The organism is Saccharomonospora glauca K62 (assembly GCF_000243395.2).
Classification (GTDB): domain Bacteria; phylum Actinomycetota; class Actinomycetes; order Mycobacteriales; family Pseudonocardiaceae; genus Saccharomonospora; species Saccharomonospora glauca.
Window position 1 is genome coordinate 3,893,977 of sequence record NZ_CM001484.1, and the last position, 23,198, is coordinate 3,917,174.

General features: G+C 68.4%; 20 protein-coding genes. 9 read left to right on the forward strand and 11 right to left on the reverse strand.

The genetic code is table 11. The features are described from left to right. Positions 1–27 precede the first annotated feature (27 nt). The 3 genes from SACGLDRAFT_RS18105 to pdxH all read right to left on the reverse strand — a co-directional run bounded on the left by SACGLDRAFT_RS18105 (position 28) and on the right by pdxH (position 2,653). A complete protein-coding gene (locus SACGLDRAFT_RS18105; protein WP_005466385.1) occupies positions 28–501 on the reverse strand; it encodes a MarR family winged helix-turn-helix transcriptional regulator in 474 nt (157 codons plus the stop codon). A 109-nt stretch (positions 502–610) separates the two neighbouring features. Further along, the gene (locus SACGLDRAFT_RS18110) at positions 611–1,903 is read right to left on the reverse strand and encodes an MFS transporter (protein WP_005466387.1); all 1,293 of its coding nucleotides are present in this window, start codon (positions 1,901–1,903) and stop codon (positions 611–613) included. A 66-nt stretch (positions 1,904–1,969) separates the two neighbouring features. Then, a complete protein-coding gene (pdxH, locus tag SACGLDRAFT_RS18115; protein ID WP_005466388.1) occupies positions 1,970–2,653 on the reverse strand; it encodes a pyridoxamine 5'-phosphate oxidase in 684 nt (227 codons plus the stop codon). 266 nt (positions 2,654–2,919) lie between these two features. On the opposite strand from pdxH, the gene SACGLDRAFT_RS18120 reads away from it, so the two are divergent. Beyond that, complete coding sequence (locus SACGLDRAFT_RS18120) at positions 2,920–4,083, forward strand: citrate synthase 2 (protein ID WP_005466390.1); 1,164 nt, start codon at positions 2,920–2,922, stop codon at positions 4,081–4,083. Positions 4,084–4,093: 10 nt separating this feature from the next. Here SACGLDRAFT_RS18120 and SACGLDRAFT_RS18125 read toward each other — a convergent pair whose 3' ends face one another. Beyond that, on the reverse strand, positions 4,094–5,797 hold the full coding sequence (locus SACGLDRAFT_RS18125; RefSeq protein WP_005466392.1) for an SDR family oxidoreductase: 1,704 nt from the start codon (positions 5,795–5,797) through the stop codon (positions 4,094–4,096). Between the two features lie 148 nt (positions 5,798–5,945). On the opposite strand from SACGLDRAFT_RS18125, the gene SACGLDRAFT_RS18130 reads away from it, so the two are divergent. The 4 genes from SACGLDRAFT_RS18130 (at position 5,946) to sepH (ending at position 11,285) form a co-directional block, all read left to right on the forward strand. Next, positions 5,946–7,739, forward strand: coding sequence for an L-lactate permease (locus SACGLDRAFT_RS18130; RefSeq protein ID WP_005466393.1), 1,794 nt, complete (start codon positions 5,946–5,948; stop codon positions 7,737–7,739). Between the two features lie 5 nt (positions 7,740–7,744). Beyond that, on the forward strand, positions 7,745–9,106 hold the full coding sequence (locus SACGLDRAFT_RS18135; RefSeq protein ID WP_005466394.1) for a serine hydrolase domain-containing protein: 1,362 nt from the start codon (positions 7,745–7,747) through the stop codon (positions 9,104–9,106). 44 nt (positions 9,107–9,150) lie between these two features. After that, positions 9,151–10,281: a phosphoserine transaminase gene (gene serC, locus SACGLDRAFT_RS18140; protein ID WP_005466395.1), complete on the forward strand. Its 1,131-nt coding sequence runs from the start codon at positions 9,151–9,153 to the stop codon at positions 10,279–10,281. 173 nt (positions 10,282–10,454) lie between these two features. Next, the gene (gene sepH / locus SACGLDRAFT_RS18145) at positions 10,455–11,285 is read left to right on the forward strand and encodes a septation protein SepH (protein ID WP_005466396.1); all 831 of its coding nucleotides are present in this window, start codon (positions 10,455–10,457) and stop codon (positions 11,283–11,285) included. Positions 11,286–11,428: 143 nt separating this feature from the next. Here the strand turns inward: sepH and SACGLDRAFT_RS18150 are convergent, their stop codons facing one another. After that, complete coding sequence (locus tag SACGLDRAFT_RS18150; protein ID WP_005466397.1) at positions 11,429–12,583, reverse strand: NAD-dependent epimerase/dehydratase family protein; 1,155 nt, start codon at positions 12,581–12,583, stop codon at positions 11,429–11,431. Positions 12,584–12,731: 148 nt separating this feature from the next. Between SACGLDRAFT_RS18150 and SACGLDRAFT_RS18155 the strand changes: the two genes are divergently transcribed. Then, positions 12,732–13,253, forward strand: coding sequence for a GtrA family protein (locus SACGLDRAFT_RS18155; protein ID WP_005466398.1), 522 nt, complete (start codon positions 12,732–12,734; stop codon positions 13,251–13,253). Here SACGLDRAFT_RS18155 and SACGLDRAFT_RS18160 read toward each other — a convergent pair. The 4 genes from SACGLDRAFT_RS18160 to SACGLDRAFT_RS18175 form a co-directional block, all read right to left on the reverse strand. Next, positions 13,177–15,426 (reverse strand): glycosyltransferase, encoded by a 2,250-nt coding sequence (locus SACGLDRAFT_RS18160; protein WP_005466400.1) that lies wholly within the window; start codon positions 15,424–15,426, stop codon positions 13,177–13,179. The two genes, SACGLDRAFT_RS18155 and SACGLDRAFT_RS18160, sit on opposite strands and share 77 nt — an antisense overlap. After that, positions 15,427–16,371, reverse strand: coding sequence for an NAD-dependent epimerase/dehydratase family protein (locus SACGLDRAFT_RS18165; protein WP_005466401.1), 945 nt, complete (start codon positions 16,369–16,371; stop codon positions 15,427–15,429). A 205-nt stretch (positions 16,372–16,576) separates the two neighbouring features. Next, on the reverse strand, positions 16,577–17,239 hold the full coding sequence (locus SACGLDRAFT_RS18170) for a DUF2537 domain-containing protein (RefSeq protein ID WP_005466402.1): 663 nt from the start codon (positions 17,237–17,239) through the stop codon (positions 16,577–16,579). A gap of 24 nt (positions 17,240–17,263) precedes the next feature. Then, positions 17,264–18,067: a TrmH family RNA methyltransferase gene (locus SACGLDRAFT_RS18175; protein ID WP_005466403.1), complete on the reverse strand. Its 804-nt coding sequence runs from the start codon at positions 18,065–18,067 to the stop codon at positions 17,264–17,266. 227 nt (positions 18,068–18,294) lie between these two features. On the opposite strand from SACGLDRAFT_RS18175, the gene SACGLDRAFT_RS18180 reads away from it, so the two are divergent. Beyond that, complete coding sequence (locus SACGLDRAFT_RS18180) at positions 18,295–19,791, forward strand: hypothetical protein (RefSeq protein ID WP_005466404.1); 1,497 nt, start codon at positions 18,295–18,297, stop codon at positions 19,789–19,791. A gap of 165 nt (positions 19,792–19,956) precedes the next feature. Next, a complete protein-coding gene (locus SACGLDRAFT_RS18185) occupies positions 19,957–20,580 on the forward strand; it encodes a superoxide dismutase (protein ID WP_005466406.1) in 624 nt (207 codons plus the stop codon). Between the two features lie 115 nt (positions 20,581–20,695). On the opposite strand, the gene SACGLDRAFT_RS18190 is transcribed toward SACGLDRAFT_RS18185, so the two are convergent. Both SACGLDRAFT_RS18190 and SACGLDRAFT_RS18195 read right to left on the reverse strand, forming a co-directional pair. After that, positions 20,696–22,027, reverse strand: coding sequence for an MFS transporter (locus tag SACGLDRAFT_RS18190; protein ID WP_005466407.1), 1,332 nt, complete (start codon positions 22,025–22,027; stop codon positions 20,696–20,698). A 46-nt stretch (positions 22,028–22,073) separates the two neighbouring features. Beyond that, positions 22,074–22,508 carry a MarR family winged helix-turn-helix transcriptional regulator gene (locus SACGLDRAFT_RS18195; RefSeq protein ID WP_040920157.1) on the reverse strand — a complete coding sequence of 145 codons (435 nt, stop codon included), beginning with the start codon at positions 22,506–22,508 and terminating at the stop codon, positions 22,074–22,076. A 189-nt stretch (positions 22,509–22,697) separates the two neighbouring features. Here SACGLDRAFT_RS18195 and SACGLDRAFT_RS18200 point away from each other — a divergent pair, with 189 nt between their 5' ends. Beyond that, the gene (locus SACGLDRAFT_RS18200) at positions 22,698–23,183 is read left to right on the forward strand and encodes a hypothetical protein (RefSeq protein ID WP_232283999.1); all 486 of its coding nucleotides are present in this window, start codon (positions 22,698–22,700) and stop codon (positions 23,181–23,183) included. Positions 23,184–23,198: the final 15 nt, after the last annotated feature.

Here is a 23,198-nt window from a genome sequence, read left to right on the forward strand (position 1 = left end):
AGTACGTCGAAAACTCGAACGAGCCCATTATCGCTCGTCGGAATCGACCGTGTGGGAACGCAGAACCTCGGTCAGCTCCCGAAGACATTCGAGGATCTTCTTCCGGTCCTCCGGAGAGTACTTCCGCAGAACTTTCCCCGCGCTCTCACCGAGGCTTCTGGTGATCGCGTTGACTTCCTCCAGCCGATCCTCGGGAAGTTCGATGTACACCTTTCTGCGGTCGGTCTCACTTCGCACTCGGCGCGCGTAACCGGCGCGCTCCAGCCGGTCGATGACGGCCGTGACCGCGCCCGTGGTGAGGCCGGAGAGTTCGGCGAGCGCTCCCGCGGTCAGGGGCTTGTCCGCCTGCATGGCCAGGTCGAGGCACTTGTGGTCGGTGGCCGAGAGACCGAGACGCTCCGCAAGACGCGTGTGGAACAGCACCGTCGCCTGTCCGAGTTCCCGACCGACCCTGGCGATGGCGTCCACGTCACCGTCGTCGGCCTTCTTCCCACCGGCCACTGGCACATCACCTCACTCGCGGGCCTTGCATGCGGCAACCGCACGGTGGCAGCATTTTAGCAATTGAGAAACTCGGCGATTCAACTTTTCGACCACCGCCGAACGACGCTCACCTAGGCGGCACTTCCGCTCGGTACCTCCAGAACGCGGGCAGCAACGCCACCGCCATCGCGACCCCGATCACCACGAGAACACCGCCTCCCGCGGTGGCCCAAGTGGTTCCCGCCGCAGCAGCGGCCCACCCGTGTGTCAGGTCGGCCAGCCTCGGTCCGCCCGCGACGACCACGGTGAACGCTCCCTGCATCCGTCCCCGCATCTCGTCGGTGGCCGCCGTCTGGAGAATCGCCTGCCGGAAGATCGCACTCACCATGTCGGCCGCGCCGCCGAGGGCGAGAAACACCACCGCGAGCCAGAGCGACTCCGAAAGGCCGAAGCCGACCATCGCGACACCCCACGCGCCGATGGCCACGACGACGGCCACACCGTGCCTGCTAATGCGGTGCGCCCAACCGGACATCAGCCCCAGCACCATCGCGCCCAGCGGGATTCCCGCGTACAGCCAGCCGAGCGCCGTCCCGCCGCCCGGCGGATCACCGAACGTGCGCTCGGCGAGCTCGGGGAACAACGCCCTCGGCATGCCGGCGACCATCGCGACGATGTCGACGACGAACGACGCGAGCAACACCTTCTGCGTGGCCAGGTACCGGAACCCCATGAGCACGTCGCGCAGCCCCGCCGCACGGACCTTGCCCGACAGCGGCGGCAACGGGGGCAGTTTCCACACGGCCCACAGCACGGCCACCAGCGCCAGCGTGTCGACCAGGTACAACGTCGGCAGCCCGACGATCGGCAACATCGCCCCGGCCAGCATCGGCCCGAACACCGCACCGAACGTCGCCATCGTGCCGGTCAACGCGGCCGCGGACGACAGCAGGTGCTCGGGTACCACGCGCGCCACCACGGCTTGCCGGGTCGGCATGTTGACCGCGAAGAACGCCTGGTTGACGCTGAGCAACACGAGCACGACCCACACCGAGTCGAGCCCGGTGAAGGCCTGCGCCCACAGCAGCAGCGCGGTGACGGCGACGCCGACGTTGGTCACGAGCAGCAGCACGCGCCGGTCGACCGTGTCGGCGATGGCTCCGCCCCACAGCCCGAACACGAGCAGCGGCACGAGTCCGAACAGTCCCGTGAGACCGACGTACGCCGAGGAACCGGTGATGTCGTAGATCTGCTTGGGTACGGCCACGGCCGTGAGCTGGGAGCCGAGCGCGGTGACGATCGAGCTGAGCCACAGCCGACGGAACGCGGGGATACGCAGCGGCCTCCGGTCTGCGACGACCGCACCGAGAATCCTGCGAAGGCGGCTTCCGGGCGGCGCGGTAGAGGTCTGCTCGGTCACGAGGGAGGAGCTTAGCCGAGCTAACGACCTTCTCCACCCGCTTTGTGACCCCCCACGCCCGCGGGTTCAGGGAGCGACGCGGCGTACCTGCCAGCCGTCCTCGGTGCGGATGAAACGCAGCCGGTCGTGCATGCGGTCCTGCCTGCCCTGCCAGAACTCCACGACGTCGGGCCGGATGCGCCAGCCGCCCCAGTGCGGCGGCACCGGGATCTGCTCCACGTCGCGGAAGCGACGCTCGATGGCCTTCAACGCGGTGTCGAGGTCACGCCTGCCGTCGACGAACTGCGACTGCGGCGACGCCCACGCCCCGAGCTGCGAGCCCCGCGGACGGCTGGCCCAGTACTCGGCGGTCTCGGCGGGATCGACCTTCTCCACCGCTCCCCGGACGTGCACCTGACGCTGCAGCGGATACCAGGGGAACGTGGCCGACGCGTACCGCGTCACGGTGAGGTCGTGACTCTTGGCGGAGGTGTAGTTGGTGTAGAACACGACGCCACGCTCGTCCAGTCCTTTGCACAGCACCGTGCGTGACGACGGGAGGCCGTCGGCGTCCGCCGTGGCGAGCACCATCGCGTTGGGCTCGGCGACACCGTGCGCGAGCGCCTCGTCGAGCCACTTCCGAAGTTGTTCGGTCCAGGTGGGAGCGAGATCGGATTCGTTCAACGAACCACCGTCGTAGGCGACCCGCATGGCGGGCAACCGGACGGCTACGTCCGCGCTGCCGTCAGCGCCGTTCACGATTTCGGTCATGTCAACCTCCCCGCACCGAACTGCCCAGCCTGTGGCTGACGGTAAATGGTCTCACGAGCGCGCGAAAGGGCGCTGGCCGTGATGGGGACCACTTCGGGGGAGTACCCAATTCTGAATCGTTCTCGGAATCGTGACGGAAACCACCGGTTTTTTGATTGCTACCGGTCAGTAATGGGTGCAAAGTCACTTCCGACGCGCGACGAGGCGCGTGAAGGTGGCCTCCCGCGCCCACGACCAACGGCGATTCGCACGAAAGGTCCACTGCCATGACACCCACCACGAGCGGGCAGCCGACAGCAGACTCGACGAAGGCCACCGAACCGGACGACGGTTTCCGTCCCGGTCTGGAAGGCGTCGTCGCATTCCGCACGGAGATCGCCGAACCCGACCGTAACGGCGGTGCGCTGCGTTATCGCGGCGTGGACATCGAGGAACTGGTGGGCGCCGTCGGCTTCGGCGATGTGTGGGGTCTGCTGGTCGACGGCCATTTCGAAAACGGACTGGCCCCCGACGAACCGTTTCCGCTCCCGGTTCGCAGCGGCGACGTTCGCGCGGACGTCCAGTCGGCGTTGCCCGCGCTGGCACCCCGCTGGGGCCTGGGCCCGCTGCTCGACATCTCCGAGGCGGAGGCCCGCGAGCAGGTGGGGCGCGTGTCGGCCACGGCACTGTCGTTCATCGCGCAGTCCGCACGCGGCATCGACGTACCCGCCGTCCCCGAGTCCCGCGTCGACGAAGCCCGTGGGATCACCGAACGGTTCCTCGTCCGCTGGCGGGGCGAACCGGACCCGGCACACGTGAAGGCCCTCGACGCGTACTGGGTCTCGGCCGCCGAACACGGCCTCAACGCGTCCACCTTCACCGCCCGCGTGATCGCCTCCACCGGCGCCGACGTCGCCGCGGCGTTCTCCGGCGCCATCGGCGCCATGTCGGGCCCACTGCACGGTGGAGCTCCGGCCCGCGTACTGCCGATGATCGAGGAGGTGGAGCGCACGGGCGACGCCCGCGCCGTCGTGAAGGGCATCCTCGACCGAGGGGAGCGCCTGATGGGCTTCGGCCACCGGGTGTATCGCGCCGAGGACCCGAGGGCGCGGGTCCTGCGTCGCACCTGCCGGGAACTCGGCTCCAAGCGGTACGAGGTCGCGGCCGAGCTGGAACGGGCCGCGCTGGCGGAGCTGCGTGAGCGGCGCCCGGACCGAGCCATCGAGACGAACGTGGAGTTCTGGGCCGCGGTGATCCTCGACTTCGCCGAGGTGCCGCCCGCCATGATGCCCGCCATGTTCACGGCGGCCCGCACGGCCGGCTGGGCGGCACACGTCCTGGAGCAGAAGCGCACGGGCAGGCTCGTGCGCCCCTCGGCGACCTATGTCGGTCCCGGCCCTCGGGCGCCTCGGGACGTCCGGGGCTGGGACCGCGTCGCGACGACCGGCTGACGTCCCCTCCTCAGCGACGGCGGAAGACCGCGCGCACGAGCCCCGGTGCCCACCGGGCCAGCCAGCGCGCGGCCTTCGCCTCCACGGTGGGCGTCACCACGGCGAGGTTTCGCTCCACGGCACGCAACACGTCCTTCGCGACGAGCTCCGGCCGGGCGTTACGGGCGGTGTAGAAACGTTGGGCTCGCCGCCGCCTCCGCTCCTGTTCGGCCTCGTCGGTGCCCGCGAACCGCGTCGAGGTGACGATGCCGGTGGCCACGAATCCGGGACACACGGCACTGACGCCGATGTCGGCCGCCGCGAGTTCGGCCCGCAGCGACTCGGAGAACATCAAGACGGCGGCCTTGACCGTGGAGTACGCGGGCAGCATCGGGTTCGGCAGATACGCCGCCATGGAGGCGATGTTGACGAGGTGGCCGCCCTCTCCCCGGTCCACCATGTGGGGCGCGAACAGGCGGCAGCCGTGCAGCACTCCCCAGAAGTTGACGTCGACGAGCCGCCGCCACTCCTCCTCCGTGGTCTCCAGCACCGGCCCGGCCATGCCGATGCCGGCGTTGTTCACCACGACGTCGGGCACGCCGCACTCACGCACCACCCGGTCGGCGAAGTCCCGCATGGCCTCGCCGTCGGCGACGTCGACGCGGTGGGTCGTCACCGTCACCCCGGCACCGCGCACGGCACGAGCCGTCTCCGCGAGCGACTCGGCGTCGATGTCGGCGAGCACGAGGTCGGCGCCCTCTCGCGCGAAGGCCAGTGCGGTGGCGCGACCGATTCCCCCGCCCGCGCCCGTGACGACCACCAACCGCCCGTCGAACCGCCCGAAGCACAACGCCCCGCGCCGGGAGCGCTTGAGCGCTCGGGTCTCGGTACCGCCCTCGACGTGCGTGACGAACTCGGCCACCGCCGACGCCACCCGCGCCGGGTCGGCACGCACGACCCAGTGGCCACCGGGGATCCGCCGAACACGGAGGTTCGGCACCCACTCCTCCAGCTCCGTCTGCACCCCGACGCCGACGAACGGATCGGAACGCGGAGCGAGCACCTGCACGGGAACCTTCACCGGCCGGGGGCGAGACCGCCGCGCTCCTCGAACGTTCGCGCGATACAGGTTCAGTCCGGTCACGGCGTCGGCCGTCACGGGCGTGGGTTCCGCGGGCTCACGTCGCCGCACCAGGGCGGCCGCGATGCCGGTGCGCCAGGCCAGGTCGGGCAGCACGGGAATCCGGAAGAAGGCGATGTAGGACGACCGGAACAGTTGCCTCACCACCGCCCCGACGGTGCGGGGACGCCGCAGTCGCGACCACAACCAACGAGCGGCGTGGTCGAGGGAGGGACCGGAGATCGAGGTGAACGACGCGACCCGCCCGTCGAGCCACGAACCCGCGAGGGCGTGCCAGGCCTGGATGGAACCCCAGTCGTGCGCGAGCAGGTGTACCGGGCGGTCGGGCGAGACGGCGTCGACGACCTCCCGGAGGTCCTCGGCGAGCCGGTCGAGCCGATACGCCTCCCGTGCGCGCGGCCGGCCGGAGGAGCCCGCGCCGCGCACGTCGTACGTGACCACGCGTATCTCGTCCGGTAGCGAAGCGATCACGCCGTCCCACAGTGCCGCGTTGTCGGGATAGCCGTGCACACACACCAACGTCGGGGCCTGCTCGGGGCCACGCACCCGCACCGACAGCCGTACGCCGTCGCTGGTCGTCACCGTCGTTCGCATCGCCTCATGCTAAGGGGCGATCAGTGCGTCATTTGATCTATTGACGCGACGACAGCCCGCTGTAACACTGTGTGATCCCGGCAACACGTGGAAAACACTTTCCACGATGTGAAAGGCGCACCTGAACCACCAACGAAGGCGGGGCGGGATGGACAACCTGGCGGTGTTGAGTCTGATCGCACTGAGTCCCATCGCAATCGTCGGCTTTCTCCTGGTCGGTCTGCGGTGGCCCGCCAAGTACGCGATGCCGATCGGCTTCGCCGTCGTCGTGGCCGTCGCGGCGTTCGTGTGGGGCGTCGAACCGGTCGTCATCGCCGCGTCCAGCATCGAGGGCCTCATCCTCGCGGTGGGACTGCTCTACATCGTCTTCGGCGCGTTGCTGCTGCTCGGAACACTGGCGGGCAGCGGCGCGCTCGCCACCATCCGCGCGACGTTCACCGACATCAGCGCCGACCGCCGGGTCCAAGCGGTGATCATCGGCTGGCTGTTCGGAAGCTTCATCGAGGGGGCGTCGGGCTTCGGCACCCCGGCCGCCGTCGTCGCGCCGCTGCTGCTCGCGCTCGGTTTCCCGGCGATGGCGGCCGTGATGGTCGGGCTCGTCATCCAGAGCACGCCCGTGACGTTCGGGGCCGTGGGAACTCCCGTCCTCGTCGGCGTCACCGACGGGCTCTCCGGCAGCGCGGCCGTCGAGCAACGGGCGTCGACCCTCGGGCTGAGCATGCCCGACTACATCGCGAGCATCGCGCTCGACGCCGCCGTCATCCACGCGCTGATCGGTACCCTCGTCCCGCTCTTCCTGGCGTGCCTGTTGACGGGGTTCTTCGGAAGCGAGGACAAATCCCGAGTGGCGCGGTTCGCCGACGGGCTCGGCGTGTGGAAGTTCGCGCTCTTCGCGGCCCTGGCGATGACGGTGCCCTACGTGACGGTCGCGGCCGTGCTCGGCCCGGAGTTCCCCTCCCTGCTCGGGGGGCTCGTCGGCCTGGGCATCGTGGTCACCGCAGCGCGGCGAGGCCTCTTCCTGCCCCGACGGCAATGGGACTTCGGACCCCGCGAGAGCTGGCAACCGAGTTGGCTGGGGAGGGTGGCCCCGAAGTCCGACGACACGGGCCGCCGGATGCATCCCGTGCGCGCCTGGGCCCCCTACCTGCTCGTGGCCGCGTTGTTGGTGCTCACCCGCACCCTCACCCCGCTCACCGACTTCCTCACCGGACTGTCAATCGACTTCGACTCCATCCTCGGCACCGACATCGGCGAGAGCCTGGAACCGTTCTACCTGCCGGGATTCATCTTCATCGTGGCCAGCGTGTCCGCCTACGCCCTGCACCGCATGAACCGCGCCCAGATCGCCGCCTCGTGGAAGGTGGCGGGCGGCCAGCTCGCGGGCACGGCCGTGGCCCTGTTGTTCGCGCTGCCGCTGGTGCGGGTGTTCATCAACTCCGGCGAGAACTCCACCGGCTACGAGAGCATGCCGCTCACGCTCGCCGACGGTGCCGCCTCCGCCGTGGGGGACGCCTGGCCGATCCTGACGCCCTGGATCGGCGCGCTGGGAGCTTTCGTGGCGGGCAGCAACACCGTGAGCAACCTGATGTTCTCGCTGTTCCAGTTCTCCACGGCCGAGCAGATCGGGGCGAGTCCCGAGACGATCGTGGCCGGACAAGCCGTCGGCGGGGCGGCGGGCAACATGATCACCGTGCACAACGTCGTGGCGGCCTCGGCCACCGTCGGCCTGCTCGGCCGTGAAGGCGAGACGATCCGCAAGACGATCATCCCGATGATCTACTACTGCCTGTTCGCGGGGGCACTGGCGTTCGTGTTCACCAACGGCCTCGGCCTCAACCCCGGCACGGTACTGCTGGTCCTGCTCCTGGCCGCCGTCGGACTGGTGATCCACCGGCTGCAGCGTGGCCGCACGGCGGAGGTGGGAGGGCACGCGGCAGAATAGCCGCCATGCTGCCCACCACGGAATTCGCTCTGCTCCGCCGACTCGCCACCGAACAGGCGTCCGGCCGCGCGCCGTCCCTCGTGGCCGGTGTGGTCCGCGACGGCGACCTGATCTGGTCCGGCGCGCGCGGCGAAGTGGACTCCGGGGCCCCGGACAACCTCACGCTGTACCGGATCGGCTCGATCACCAAGTCGCTCGTCGCCACCGTCGTCATGCGGCTGCGCGACGAGGGCAAGCTGGACCTGAACGACCCGCTCGACAAGCACGTGCCCGGCACGAACTTCGGTTCGGTGACCGTCGCACAACTGCTCTCCCACTCCGGCGGGCTCACGTCCGAGTCCCCCGGCTCCTGGTGGGAGCGCACGCCGGGCGGGACCTGGGACGAGCTGAACGAGAGCCTTCGCCCCGACGAGGTCAAACACCGCCCCGGACGGCGATTCCACTACTCCAATGTGGGCTACGGGGTCCTCGGTGAGCTGGTGGCCCGCCTGCGAGGTGGGTCGTGGCTCGACGCGGTCCGCAGCGAGATCCTCCAGCCGTTGGGCATGTCCCACACCACCGACCGGCCGCGCGGTAGGCACGCGAAGGGCTACGCCGTGCACCCGTTCGCCGACGTCCTCCTGCCCGAGCCCGAACACGACGCGGGAGCCATGGCTCCGGCGGGACAGCTGTGGTCGTGCGTCGACGACCTCGCGCGCTGGACGGCCTTCGTGGGAGGCGACACCGGCGAGGTCCTGCACCCCGACACGGTCGCCGAGATGCGGGAAGCCGCCGTGATCGACGACAGCGGCCCCTGGAACTCGGGCTACGGGCTCGGCCTTCAGCTCGTGCAGGTGAACGGCAAGCGCCTCGCGGGCCACACCGGATCGATGCCGGGCTTCCTCGCCTGCACGATGATCGACCCGGCGACCGGTACCGGCGCCGTCGCGTTCGCCAACACGACCTCGGGCATCGGCATCCTCTCGCTGACCGCCGACCTCATCTCGATGGCCGACGACTACGAACCGGCGTTGCCCGCGGAGTGGCGGCCCTCGGCGATCGACCCCGCGTTGCTGGAACTCACGGGGCTGTGGCACTGGGGTCCCTCGCCGTACCACCTCAGGGTGCTGCCGAACGGCTGGCTCGACCTCTCCCCCGCCTCCGGCACCGGCCGCGCGTCCCGCTTCCGACCGCTCGGCGACGACCGCTGGCTCGGCCTCGACGGCTATTACTCGGGCGAGACCCTCACCGTCGCGAGGGACTCCGACGGTCGGCCCCACCACCTCGACCTGGCCACGTTCATCTTCACGCGCACGCCGTACGACGCGAGCGCGCCCATTCCGGGCGGGGTCGACGAGCGCGGGTGGCAGCCGACACCCGAGGAATGAGACAGGGCATTCAAGATCCGGACCGTGCGTGGAAGACTGGGCACATGACCGAAGCCGTTGACCTGACCCTGCCCGCGGACCTCAAGCCCTCCGACGGCCGGTTCGGGTGCGGGCCCTCCAAGGTGCGCCCCGAGCAGTTGGCCAACCTCGCCAAGGATGGGGCGAGCGTCCTCGGTACCTCCCATCGCCAGAAGCCGGTCAAGTCCCTCGTCGGCCGGGTCCGCGCCGGGCTCACCGAGCTGTTCGGGCTGCCCGAGGGCTACGAGGTGGTCCTGGGCAACGGCGGCACCACGGCGTTCTGGGACGCTGCGGCGTTCGGTCTCGTGCGCGAGCGTGCGCAGCACTTCACCTACGGTGAGTTCTCCACGAAGTTCGCCAAGGTCACCGACAAGGCCCCGTTCCTCAGCGACTCGATCATCGTCAAGAGCGAACCCGGCAGCGCCCCGGAGATCGCATACCAGGAGGGCGCCGACCTTCTGGCGTGGGCACACAACGAGACCTCCACCGGTGTCGCCGTCCCCGTGCGCAGGCCCGAGGGCAGCGACGGTGCGCTCGTCGCCATCGACGCCACCTCCGGCGCGGGTGGGCTGCCCGTGAACGCCGCCGACTTCGACGTGTACTACTTCGCGCCGCAGAAATCGTTCGCCTCCGACGGTGGGCTGTGGATCGCGCTGATGTCGCCCGCCGCGATCGAACGCGTCAACGAGATCGGCGCGAGCGATCGCTGGGTACCCGACTTCCTCTCGCTTCCCACCGCGCTGGACAACTCCCGCAAGGACCAGACGTACAACACCCCGGCGGTGGCCACGCTGTTCCTGCTGGCCGACCAGATCGAGTGGATGCTCGCCAACGGCGGCCTGGAGTGGACCACCGCTCGCACGCGCGAGTCGTCGAACCGCCTGTACGAGTGGGCGGAGAAGACCTCCTACACCACTCCGTTCGTGAGTGACCCGGCCCTGCGCTCGCAGGTGGTCGGCACCATCGACTTCGACGACTCCGTCGACGCCTCGGTGGTGGCCAAGACGCTGCGCGCCAACGGCATCGTGGACGTCGAGCCGTACCGCAAGCTCGAACGCAACCAGCTGCGCATCGGCATGTTCCCCGCGATCGAGCCCGACGACATCACCGCACTCACCCGGTGCGTGGAGTGGGTCGTGGACAACCTGCCGAAGTAACGATCGTCAAGTTCTCCTGAACGGGTGGAAAAGGCGCGTCCGAGCACGGTCCGCGGGTTGTGACGATCACGATCGACGGCGGATGTGCTCAAAACACGGCGCGCCTCACCCGTCAAGGCGACGCGCCGTTCTACCGTGGGCACCCACACAGGTGATGTCTTTCGGAGGCGGGAATGCGAACGCTACGAGTGGTCGGGTTGCACGAGGACGGCAAGTCCATCGTGTGCGAAGACCCGGAGCGCCGCGAGCGGTTCCTCCTGCCTGCGGACGAACGGCTGCGCGCGGCGGCGCGGGGGGACCTCGCCCGGCTCGGTCAGATCGAGCAGGAGAGCACGATGCGCCCGCGCGAGATCCAGGCCCGTATCCGGGCGGGGGAGTCCGTCGAGGAGGTCGCGGCGGCAGCGGGTATGTCGAAGGCCCGGGTCGAACGGTTCGCCTACCCCGTGCTGGCGGAACGCGCCCGCACGGCGGAGCTCGCGCGGAACGCGCATCCGGCCAGGGAGGACGGCCCCGACGTACGTACTCTCGACGAGATCGTCGCGCACTCGTTCGCCCTGCGCGGGCAGGACTACTCGCAGGCCACGTGGGACGCGTGGCGCTCGAACGAGGGCAAGTGGATCGTCGGTCTCAAGTGGCAGGCCGGGCGCTCGGACAACCGCGCGCGCTGGGCCTTCTCCCCCGGCGCCCACGGCGGCACCGTGACGGCCCTGGACGAGCTGGCCGAGGCGCTGCTCGACCCCGACTCGTACCGCCTGCCCAGGGCGGTCGGTCAGCGTGACGAGCTCCAGCGCGGCGCCGGACACACCGTCGCCGGCTTACCCACTCGCGACCGGGCCACGGTGATCGAGGCCCCGATCCCCGCGTCGGTCGACCTGGACGGGGAGGACGCCTCGACGTCGTTGCCCGAACAGGCCATCGCAGGGCGGGGGAAGCCCAAGAAGAGCCACCCCACCGTCCCCGCGTGGGAGGACGTCCTCCTGGGAGTGCGCAGCCAGCGAGGCTGACCTCGTCCGCACGCGCCCGGTAGCCGCGGACACGCGTTCGTCAGGTGCGGACACGCGTGCAGGAAGTGCGGACACGCGTGCGGGAAGTGCGGACACGGCGGAGCGGGCTCTCACCCTCGGTGGAGCCCGCTCGGCGCCCGTGATCAGGAGTTCTTGGCGTTGGACCACTTCACCTTCGGCAGAAGGTTGTCCAGGTTCACGCGGTGCTTGTTCTCCTCGACGATCGGGAACAGCGACTCGATCAGCGTGTCGGAGAGCAGGTGCGGCTTGAGACCGAGTTCGAGGAGTCCCGTGTGCTTCACGTTGTAGTAGTGCTCCTCCAGCTCCCACCGCGGGTTCTCCAGGTAGTTGATCTCCACTGAACCCGGGTAGGTCTCGGTGACGAGTTCCGCGAGCTGCTTGACCGAGAAGCTCTCGGTCATCTGGTTGAACACCCGGAACTCACCGCGGTCGGCGGGGTTCTCCACGGCGAGCCGCAGACACTCGACGGTGTCGCGAATGTCCAGCATGCCGCGGGTCTGGCCGCCCTTGCCGTACACGGTGAGCGGCTGCCCCAGCGCGGCCTGGATGATGAAGCGGTTCAGTACCGTGCCGAACACGGCGTCGTAGTCGAAACGCGTGGCCAGCCGCGGGTCGCGAACGGTCTGGTCCGTCTGCTGCCCGTACACGACGCCCTGGTTGAGATCGGTGGCCCTCAGCCCCCAGATCCGGCACCCGAACTCGATGTTGTGCGAGTCGTGCACCTTCGTGAGGTGGTAGAACGAGCCCGGCTTCTTCGGGTAGAGCATCCGGTCCTTACGACCGTTGTGCTCGATCTCGATCCAGCCTTCCTCGATGTCGATGTTGGGCGTGCCGTACTCGCCCATGGTGCCGAGCTTCACCAGGTGGATCTCCGGGTTGATCTCGGCGATGGCGTACATGACGTTGAGGGTGCCGATCACGTTGTTGTGCTGCGTGTAGACGGCGTGCTCGCGGTCGATCATCGAGTACGGTGCGGCTCGCTGCTCGGCGAAGTGGATGATCGCGTCGGGCTCGTACTCCCGTACGACCCGGTACACGAAGTCGGCGTCGAGCAGATCACCGACGAACGCGGGGATCTCCTTGCCGGAGACCTCCTTCCATACCGCCACGCGGGTGTCGAGGTCCTCGATAGGTACCAAACTCTGGGAACCGAGTTCCTCGTCGTACTTCCTGCGGGCATAATTGTCGACAACACCGACGTCATGACCGCAGTCCGAAAGGTGGAGGGCTGTCGGCCACCCCAGATATCCATCACCACCGAGAACGAGGACTCGCACGACTCGACTGCCTCCAGATCGTCACTTCTCGGCGCACCCGAAGTCGACCTCTATCGGGCGCACCTGTTCAGCTTATTGACCTACCGTGTACCACCCGAGCCTCTAGATCAACCCGCCCGGAGGATACGTACGTTCCGCGGCCACTCGAATGGCGGGTATGCACAATGAAAGAGTGAGCACCCTCCCGACGGCTGCCGAGGAGCCCCCGACGACGGAGGTCGGCCGCCCACGTCTGCTGGTCCGCCTGTTCCGGGCCGCGACGAGTTCCGCACTCGCCACCGGCATCAGTCAGGCCACCCTCATCGGCCTGCTGTGGTGGGGAGCCGGGCCCACATTGGCCAGCGCCCTGGCATTCACCGCGGGCGCGATTCCCAACTTCTTCCTCGCCCGGCGCTGGGCGTGGGGCCGCAGGGGCGCCCCTCGGGTGAAGGGTGAGCTCGTGCCGTACCTCATGGTGATCGGCCTGACGGGCCTCGCCTCGGTGGGCCTGACCACGCTCGCCGGGTGGCTCACCGAACCGCTCCAGTTGTCCGGTCTGTTGCGGATCGTGGTGCTCGACGCGGTGTTCCTCACCAGCTACGTGATCGTCTTCGTCATGAAGTTCGCACTGCTCGATCGGCTCGTTTTCCGCCACGCAGCACGTATTCGCGTAGCCAAGTCCCCAACATGACCCGCGCGTAGTTGGCGCCGTAGGCGATGCTGTGCCCCTTCTTACTGGTGCCGTTGTTGCGCAGCCGCATGGTCATCGGCACCTCCAGCACCCGCGCACCGCGCGCCATGACGCCGAGCAGGAGCTCCGACGACTGGTACTGCGGTTCGCGCAAGGTGACCGACGTGGCGAGTTCGGCCTTCATCGCGCGGAAACCGAACGAGGTGTCGGTGATCTTGCGCAGGGTCAGCAGGGACGCCAGCCACGAGAACACGCGCACCCCGAGCCAGCGGATGGCGCTGTCGTGCTGGTAACTGCCGAGCCTGCGGGAACCGGTGACGAAGTCGGCCGTGTCGTCGAGCAGCGGCTTCACGAGCAACGGCATCTCGTTGTTGTCGTACTGCCCGTCGGCGTCGGTGGTGACGATGTAGCGTGCTCCGCACTCGGACGCGAGGTGGTAGCCGAGACGTAGGGCCGCACCCTGACCGCGGTTCCGTTTGGCCTCGCACACGTACGCGCCGGCCTCACGCGCGACCTCGGCGGTGTTGTCGGTGGCGCCGTCGACCACGACGAGCGTGGAGACCGGGAGATCACCGCAGTGCGTGGGCATCTCCCTCAGCACCGTGCCGATGCCCTTGGCCTCGTTATACGCGGCGATCACCACGACCAACGGGGTCAACGGACTGTTGCCGTAACGTTGCCGGAAGTCGGCCACCGCCTCGGCGTCGACGTCGTCGGGGTAGTCGTCCATCTTGGGCCTCCGTCCTGTCGCCGCGCCGATCGACTCCGCTCGGGCCCCCAGGATCGCGGCGAGTCCGAGCGCACCTCCGAGCGGAAGGAAGACCAGCGCGGGGAGTTGGTAACGCCAGGAGAACTCGAACGACGCGGCTCCCAGCAGGATGATCAAACCACTGCCCGTGGCGAGGAACGCGGCCGCCCTCAACCCCGAGCGCCGTGCCCGGCCGACCCCGGCGGCACCGGCCAGTCCGAGCAACGCGAACACCGCGAGCAGCGGCCCCCACGTGTAGCCACCGCCGAGCTGGTAGCCGCGCAGGAACGAGGTGAGGTCGGTGTTCACGCTCGGGAGTACCCCGTCGTAGGTGTACGTCGTCGCGTTGAAGGTCTCGAGCGTGGACTCGCCGACGTAGTAGTACGGGTAGGTGAGCTGGAAGTGCCAGCGCTCCACGGGCACGTCGTTGTGGTGCGTGCGTTTGATCGGGTCGAAGTTCTTCGCGAAGTCCTTGAGGATCGACCCGACGAAGTCGAACGGCTGGTTCAGCACCACTTCCCTGGCGAACTGGTTGGCCAGCTCCTCCTTGGTTCGCTCGTCGGGCAGCCCCTCCGGCGGCCAGTCCGGGTTGCCGTACACGAAGTGCGTGTAGTAGTCGATGCCCTGCCGCTCGGACAGCGGTTCGTCGGGGCAGAACAGTTGGAGCCCGGCGTCGTCCGGGGGAAGTTTCGAGCAGTCCGCGATGCTGGCCGTGCGTCCGTAGAGCACGTTGCCGGTGGCTCCGGTCAAACCCCAGTAACCGGCCTGCGAGTAGAAGTAGGCCGAGTACGGGAACAACACCACCATGACACCGAGCACCCCGGCCGTGGCCCGGACGCCGATACGCCTCCAGCCCGCCTTGCTGCGCCAGGCCCCACCGGCCAGCACGAGGTAGACCACCATCGGCACCACGAGCGTGAACCCGATGGTCCGCGTGACGACGGCGAGCCCGATCAGGATGCCCGCGACCCCGGCCCGCCACCAGGCCGGCTCACCACGGCCGAGCAGCGCCCACAACGCGCCGACCGTGAGGGCCTGGAACCAGATCTCCGACATGATGAGCGCTTCGATCTGGAGCTGGTAGGCGTCCAGCAGCAGCGGCGCCGCCACGATCGCGGCGATCCACCGCCGCGACGTGTACCGCAGCGTCAGCGCGTACAGCGACACGGCGAGCAGGACGCCCACCACGTGCTGCACCGCCTGCACGAACGCCAACCCGCCGAAGGTGAACAGCACCTTCAGCACCACCGTGTACCCCAGCGGGTTCAGGTCGGTGGGCCGCAGCGCGTCGAGGTTGCCGAGGTAACGGAAGCTGTCGATGTAGAGCAGCGCGGGCTCGTACGCCAGCCACACCAGTACCCGGAGTGTGATACCTCCGGCGAGCAGGGCGAACAGCAACCAATGGCGGCGGAGGAAGCCGATCACTCAGAACACTTTCTGCCTGTCGTGGTCGAGGAAGTACTGCCAGGTGGCGGCCAGACCGTCGCGCAGGCTGAACGTCGGGCGGTACCCGATGCTCTCCGCACTGCGCGAGACGTCGACGACCACCGCGGGCATCTCGCCACCCGGCGCGGGCACGTGCTCCGCGGGGATCGGACGTCCGGTGACCTCCCTGACCGTGTCGATCAGCTCCAGCACCGAGACCGACCGGCCCGCGCCGATGATCGCCCTGCCGACGTGCTCGCTGTCCCAGGCGAGCTCGATGCCACGCACGACGTCGTCGAGGAAGACCAGGTCGCGCCGCTGTTTCCCGTCGCCGTAGACCTTCACGCCGCCGTCCGACAGCGCGGCCCGCATGAGCCGCGGCACGAAGCTGTCCTTGTGGCTCATGCCGGGGCCGTAGACGTTGGTGAACCGCAGCGCGCACGTGGCCATGCCGTACGCGCCCGCGTAGCCGGACAACAGCATCTCGCAGGCCGCCTTGGTGGCCCCGTAGGGGGTGAGCGGCTGCAACGGCATGTCCTCGGTGATGGTCCTCGTACCGACGTCGCCGACCACCGCGTTGGTGGAGGCCAGGATGAACCGGCGCACGCCGTGCATCCGCGCCAGCTCCAGCAGCTCGTGGGTGATGCCGACGTTCTCCGCGTACGTCTTCGCGGGCATCTCCTTCGAACGCAGCACCGAGGTGATGGCGGCGAGGTGGATGATGCCGTCGGTGCCGGGCACCACGGCGCGCTCCCGGATCTCCGGGTCGGCCAGGTCGCCCTGGATCGCGACGACGCCCTCGTCGTGCGGCGGCGCGGGCTCCCGGTCCACGATCGTCACCCGCGCGCCACGGCGCCGGAAGGCTGCGACGACCGCGCGCCCGATGAAACCGCAACCGCCCGTGACCACCACATGGGACGAGTCTGTATTCGTGGCGGAAGACATGGGGTCAAACTACCCCGTGCTCCGTTCGGTCCAACCCGTACCCGCAACCCCACCATCGTGTCCGCAGTCCACGTACACGTGTCCGCAGGCTGCGCACGCGTGTCCGCACAAACGGGACGTCCAAAGCGCCAACACGCGTACGCCAACTGCGAACACGCGTACGTGAGCTGCGGACACGAGTGCGAGAACTGAGGACACGCCGGGGTCAGGTGAAGGCGACCAGGAGGACTCCGATCCAGGACAGCGCCGTGCCGGCGACGGCGCCGAGGACGATCCAGCGCACGACGGGGACCCGTCGCCCCAACCACAACGACGGCGCCAGCCCCGCGGTCACCACGGCCGCGGCGAGGACGGCGACCCACCCGGCCGTCTCCGACGCGAGCGTGGATGCCAGCGCGAGCATCGCCACGATGACGAACACGGCGACGAAACCCGCGACGGTCAGCCCGGTGGCCCACAACGTCGGGTCCACCACCGTGGCGTTCCGCGCGCGGCGCGACGCGGCGGGCATCGGGTGCGCCCCGGCTCGTGGCGGGGAGACGAGCGTGGTCTCGTCGGTCATGGGATCGCGGTAACGCACTGGCTCGTCGAGCACCGCCGCCACGCGACTCACGAGCTGCCTGCCCCGCCTGGACACGACCTCCCGGCCCGCCTCACCGCGATTACGGCGGACCGCCGCGCACACGCGGGCCCACTCGTCGAGGGCCTCGGCGAGGTCGGCGCCGACCACGTCGTCGAGGCCCGCCGTCTCGCCGCCGCCCCGCCCCTCGGCGACCACGGTCGTCCGCCTCGTCCCGCCCCGCTCGCTTCCGACGACGCCCACGAGGACGGCACGGTCGTCCCGTACCAGCAGCTCGGCCTCATTCACACCTGCTCACCCGCGCCTCGCACCTCACCTCGTCAGCTCGTAGAACGCAACGGCAGCCGCCGTGGCGACGTTGAGCGAGTCCACGCCGGATTCCATCGGAATCCGCACGGCGCTGTCGGCGGCGTCGAGAGCCGCCCGCGACAGGCCGTGGCCCTCCGAGCCGAGCAGGAGCGCGACCCGCTCGTGTCCGGCCTTCCGCATGTCACGCAACGTTATCGCGTCGGAGCGCGGGGTCAGCGCGGCGACGTGGAAACCGTGTCGCCGCAGCACATCGAGCGCACCCGGCCATTCCGGCACGGAAGTGAACGGTACGCGCAGCACGTGCCCCATCGACACCCGAACGCTCCGCCGGTACAGCGGGTCGGCGCAGCCGGCCCCCAACAGCACGCCGTCGACACCGAGCGCGGCCGCGTTGCGGAACATCGAACCGAGGTTCTCGTGATCGTTCACGCCTTCCAACACGGCGAGCACCCTCGCGCCGTCGACGACGTCGGTGAACGACGGCGCGGGCGCCCGGTCGGCGACGGCCAGCACGCCCCGGTTGAGGTGGAAGCCGACGACGTCGGACATGGTCTGCGCGGAGGTGGCGTAGGCGGGAACGTCGACGTCCGCGAGATCGTCCCGGAGTTCGTCGAGCCTGCGTGGCACCCCGAGCACGGCACGCAGCGGGTAGGCCGAGTGCAGCAACCGTCGCACCACCACGACGCCCTCGGCGATCACCAGGCCTCTTCCTCCCGGCCGATCGGGTCGGCGGTCGGCGGTCGTGAGGTCGCGGAAGTCGTCCAGGCGCGGGTCCGCCGCGTCGTCGATCTCGATCAGCTTGGCCACGTGTGGAGTGTCGCACTCCTCCTTCTCCCAAGGAGTCGGTACTCCGAATGCTGGGTAGCCCGGTCGTACGAACGGGCTTCGCGTGCGCTGGGTTACCTCAAGGTGACAGAGTGCACCAGTTTGGCCGCTAGTGGCGGCCTCTCGGGTGTGCCAACGTTGCCGCCTGGCAAGGGGTCAACGCCAAGGCGTTCGGGCGAGCCGAGGCCGAGCGGGAGAAGGAACTTCTCATGGGTAGGGACGTGGCACCAAACGCCTACACCCCGCGAGACCGGGGACGTTACCGCCGCAAGGTCCAACGCTGTCTGGACACGTTGGCGCGGATGCTGTCCGACGGCAGTTTCACGTTCCCCCGCAAGCACATCGGGCTGGAGGTCGAGCTGAACCTCGTGGGCGAGGACATGCGGCCGTCGATGTCGAACACGGCCGTGTTGAACGCCCTGGACGACGACTCGTTCACCACGGAGCTCTCCCAGCACAACATCGAACTCAACGTGCCCCCGTGCCCGCTGGACGGTACCTCCGCGTTGCGGCTGGAGTCGGTGCTGGACGACTACCTGGACAAGGCCCACCGGAAGGCGGGGGACGTGGGCGTGTTCGTCGCGATGATCGGGGTGCTGCCGACCCTGAAACCGGAGCACTTCGACCAGAAGTGGCTGACCAACAGCGCGCGCTACTCGCTGCTCAACGACGAGATCCTCGCCTCACGGGGAGAGCAGCCCCTGCTGTCGCTGGAGGGAGTGGGGCTGCCCGACCGGGCTCCGGAACGACTTCGCTCGTTCGCCCAGTCGATCCTGCCCGAGGCGGCGTGCACGTCGGTTCAACTGCACCTGCAGGTGGCACCAGAGGAGTTCGCCGCGCACTGGAATGCCGCCCAGTGTCTCGCCGGGGTGCAGGTGGCGTTGGGTGCCAATTCGCCGTTCCTGCTCAGCAAGGCACTGTGGCATGAAACGCGCATTCCACTGTTCTTGCAAGCCACGGACACGCGGCCCGAGGAGTTGAAGAACCAAGGGGTGCGGCCGAGGGTCTGGTTCGGCGAACGCTGGATCACGTCGATCTTCGACCTGTTCGAGGAGAACGTCCGCTACTTCCCCGGTCTGCTACCGGAGACCGACGACGAGGACCCGATGGAGACGTTGGAGTCCGGCGAGGTCCCGCAGCTCACCGAACTTCGCCTCCACAACGGCACGGTGTGGCGGTGGAACCGCCCGGTGTACGACGTGGTGGACGGCAAACCACACCTGCGGGTGGAGAACCGCGTGCTGCCCGCCGGTCCGACCGTGGTGGACATGATGGCCAACGCCGCCTTCTTCTACGGAGCCCAGCGAGCCCTGGCCGAGCAGGAGCGGCCAGTGTGGACGCAGATGTCGTTCCAGGCCGCCGAGGAGAACCTCTACGCGGGCGCCCGCAACGGTTTCGACGCGCATCTCTACTGGCCCGGCATCGGCTGGGTGCCGCCGGACGAACTCGCGTTGCGGGTGCTGCTGCCGCTGGCCAGGGAGGGGCTGCGGAGCTCGGGCGTGGCCGCGGAGGTCGCCGACCGCTACCTCGGGGTGATCGAGCAGCGGTGCCTGCGCCAGCGCACGGGAAGCGTCTGGCAGCGCGACACCGTGGTGCGGGCCGAGGACCGTGGCCTGGACCGCGAGGCCGCGCTCACCTTCATGCTCTCCCGCTATCTGGAACTTTCCCGCTCCGGGGAGCCCGTGCACACGTGGCCGGTGGACTGACGGAGCCACGGCAGCGCGTGTGTCGGTCCTAACACTTCCTTGACCTCTACTTAACTCCACTTTGCAAGGTCAACTTCATCACGCCCCGGTTAGCCTGCCCACCCGATGGCTACTAGGTTGGGCAGCGACGCAAAGGCTTGGTCCGCAAGATACGAAGGAGGGCTCATGCCCACGTACGAGCTTCCCGACCTCGACTACGACTACGGCGCCCTTGAGCCGCACATCTCCGGCGAGATCAACGAGCTGCACCACAGCAAGCACCACCAGACCTATGTCAATGGTGCCAACCAGACGCTGGAGAAGCTGGCGGCCGCTCGGGAGGCCAACGACTTCTCCGCGATCGTCGGCCTGGAGACGACCCTGGCCTTCAACCTGGCGGGCCACGCGAACCACGTGGTGTGGTGGAAGATCCTGTCGCCGAACGGTGGCGACAAGCCCACCGGCGAGCTGGCCGCCGCGATCGACGAGGCCTTCGGCTCCTTCGACAAGTTCAAGGCGCAGTTCACCGCGGTCTGCACCACGATCCAGGGCAACGGCTGGGGTGCGCTGTCGTGGGACCCGATCGGCAAGACGCTGATCACCCAGCAGCTGCGCGACCACCACAACAACCTCATCCTGCCGACCATCCCGATCCTGCTGGTGGACGTGTGGGAGCACGCCTTCTACCTGCAGTACAAGAACGTGAAGCCGGACTACATCAACGCCCTGTGGAACGTGTTCGACTGGGCCGAGATCGGTAGGCGCTTCGAGGACGCTCGTGCCGGCCGTAACGGTCTGCTGCTGAGCTGACCCCGGCGCCGAGAGCACGAAACGAGGCCCCGCACGCCTGCGCGGGGCCTCGTTTCATTTCCCGAACTGACTGCCACTCCCACCACGAAGCGGCGCAACTGAGGTTAGCCTAACCTCATGCGGCGGGCAAGAGGTGGGGCGAGTCGTTCTCCCGCTTCACGCGGTAGGCGAGATAGCCGCACACCAACGCCGCCACGAGCGCGACACCCCCGCCGATGTAGAAGGGCGAACGCCCGCCGAACGCCTCGGCCATCCAGCCCGTCATGGGGCCACCGACGGGGTTGCCGCCCATCAGCACCAGGACGTACAGCCCCATCACACGCCCTCTCATCTGCGCACTCACGGTCGTCTGCACCAGCGCGTTCGCCGTGTTGAGGAACGTGATCGTGGCGAAGCCCAGCGGCACGAGCGCCAGGCCGAACGTCAGGTAGGTCGGCATGAACGCCCCGACGAACTCGATGGCGCCGAGCGCGGCGGCCGATACCAGGAGCAACTTCAGGGTCGGCCCTCCCCTGCTGCCCCGCCGGGCGGCGGCGAGAGCGCCGGTGAAGGTGCCCACGGCCAGCAACGTGGACAGCATTCCGTAGCCGTCGGCCTCGGTACCGAAGACGTTGGCCGCGACCACCGCCAACGAGGTGAAGAACGTGATGCCGAATGTGCTCACGAAGAACACCAGCACCATCACGATCACCAGGTCGGGCCTGCTCCGCACGTACCGCAGCCCTTCCCGGAGCTGTCCCTTCGCGCGGGCGACGGCGGGGGAACGGAACAGCTCCGCCGGGTTCATCAACGCGAGCCCCGCGATGACGGCGACGGTGCTCACGGCGTTGGCGACGAACAGCCACCCCGTGCCCACCAGCACGATGACGAAACCGGCGATGGCGGGCCCCACGATGCGGGCCAGGTTGAAGATCGACGAGTTGAGCGCGACCGCGTTGGCGGCCTGATCGCGGCCCACCATCTCGGACACGAACGACTGCCGCGTCGGTACCTCCAGCGCCGACAGCGTGCCGAGCACGAAGGCCAGGGCATAGACCTGCCACAGCTGCGCCGCGCCGCTCAACACGAGGAGGCCCAGACCGAGCGCCTGCAACGCGACGCCGGCCTGGATGGCCATGAGCAGCTTGCGCTTGTCGAGCCGGTCGGCGAGCACACCCGCCCACAGCGACAGCAGCAATGTCGGCACGAACTGCAATGCCACGGTGACCCCCAGGGCCACGGGGTCGTAGCCGCTGAGTTCGAACACCAGCCAGTCCTGGGCGATGCGCTGCATCCAGGTGCCGATGTTGGAGATGATCTGGCCACCAAAGAAGAGGCGGTAGTTACGGACCTTCAAAGATGCGAACGTGCCCCACTTCCGGTCGGCACCGGATCGGGGCGGAGCGGGTGAATCGGGGATAGCGGGCTTCTTACGGGATGTGGTCGCTTCGCTACCCGTGATACTCACGCGGTCAGGTCGCCTCCTGTCAGGAGCATGGCCTTCGCGGCGACGGTCAGCCGTGTTCTGCCATGCGCTCGATGATTTCCGCTGCCTTGGAGAGCACGTGGCGCTCCTCGTCGCTCAACTCGGCCAGTCGCATGTCCAACCAGGCTTCCCGCCGGGAAATCGTCGCGTGTATGTAGTCGCGGCCCGGTTGCGTCAGGGTGACGATCGCCTGCCTACCGTCGGTGGGGTGCGGGCTGCGTTCGACGTAGCCCATTTCCTCGAGCGCGGAGATGACACGGGTCATCGAGGGTGGCTGCACACCCTCCCGAGAGGCCAACTGCCCCGGCGTCATCGGCCCGCATTTGTGCAGAGTCGACAAAGCCGAGATCTGGGTGAGCGACAGGTCGGTACTGGCTCGCTGTGCCCGCAACCTGCGGTTCAGCCGAACGACCGCCAGCCTCAGACGGCTCGCCAGCGATCGTTCGTAAGCAGTTTCCGACACATCCTTAGCATACCTCACAATTGGCCTTCCCTACCTGTTCCACGATGAGACGGCCGTCATGATCCCAGGTAGGGACACCGGCACGCGGCGAACGTGCCACAAGACTCGGCTCGGAACCCTCTCCCGCTGTCTACACTTTGGAACCGCACGGTCTCGCACGGTGGACGACACGGAATGGGGGGAACGGCCGTGACCGAGCTGAAGGACATGGACCTGGATGGCGGAACCACCAGAGGGTCGGGCGGATTCCTCGGTTCCGTATGGGAAAAGCTGTACGGAGCCGAGGGGTCCCTGAGCTCCAACGCGATGGAGAAGGCCCAGAAGGCGGCGGGCGAGTTGGTCGCCTCCGCCAAAAACGGCGGGTTCAAGGTCACCAAGGAAAGCGCGAATCACTTGATCAAGGCGCTGCAGAACGCCTTGAGCGACCTGGACAGGGCAGAGGGCACACTGCGGAACTTCGACCAGAGGCCGAACCTCGGAAACCATCCCTACGGCCAGCTCGTGGCCCAGCATCAATACGAGGCAGCCAACGGTCCGGGCTCCGCACGAGTGGCGATCACGCAGCTGAGAACGGTGCTGCAGCTGAGCATCGAAGCTCTCTTACACGCCTCCGATCAGTACGAGGAGCGTGAAGCCGAAATACAGCACAGCCTGAGGCTCATGGCACAGAGTTGATCGACACGAAAGAGA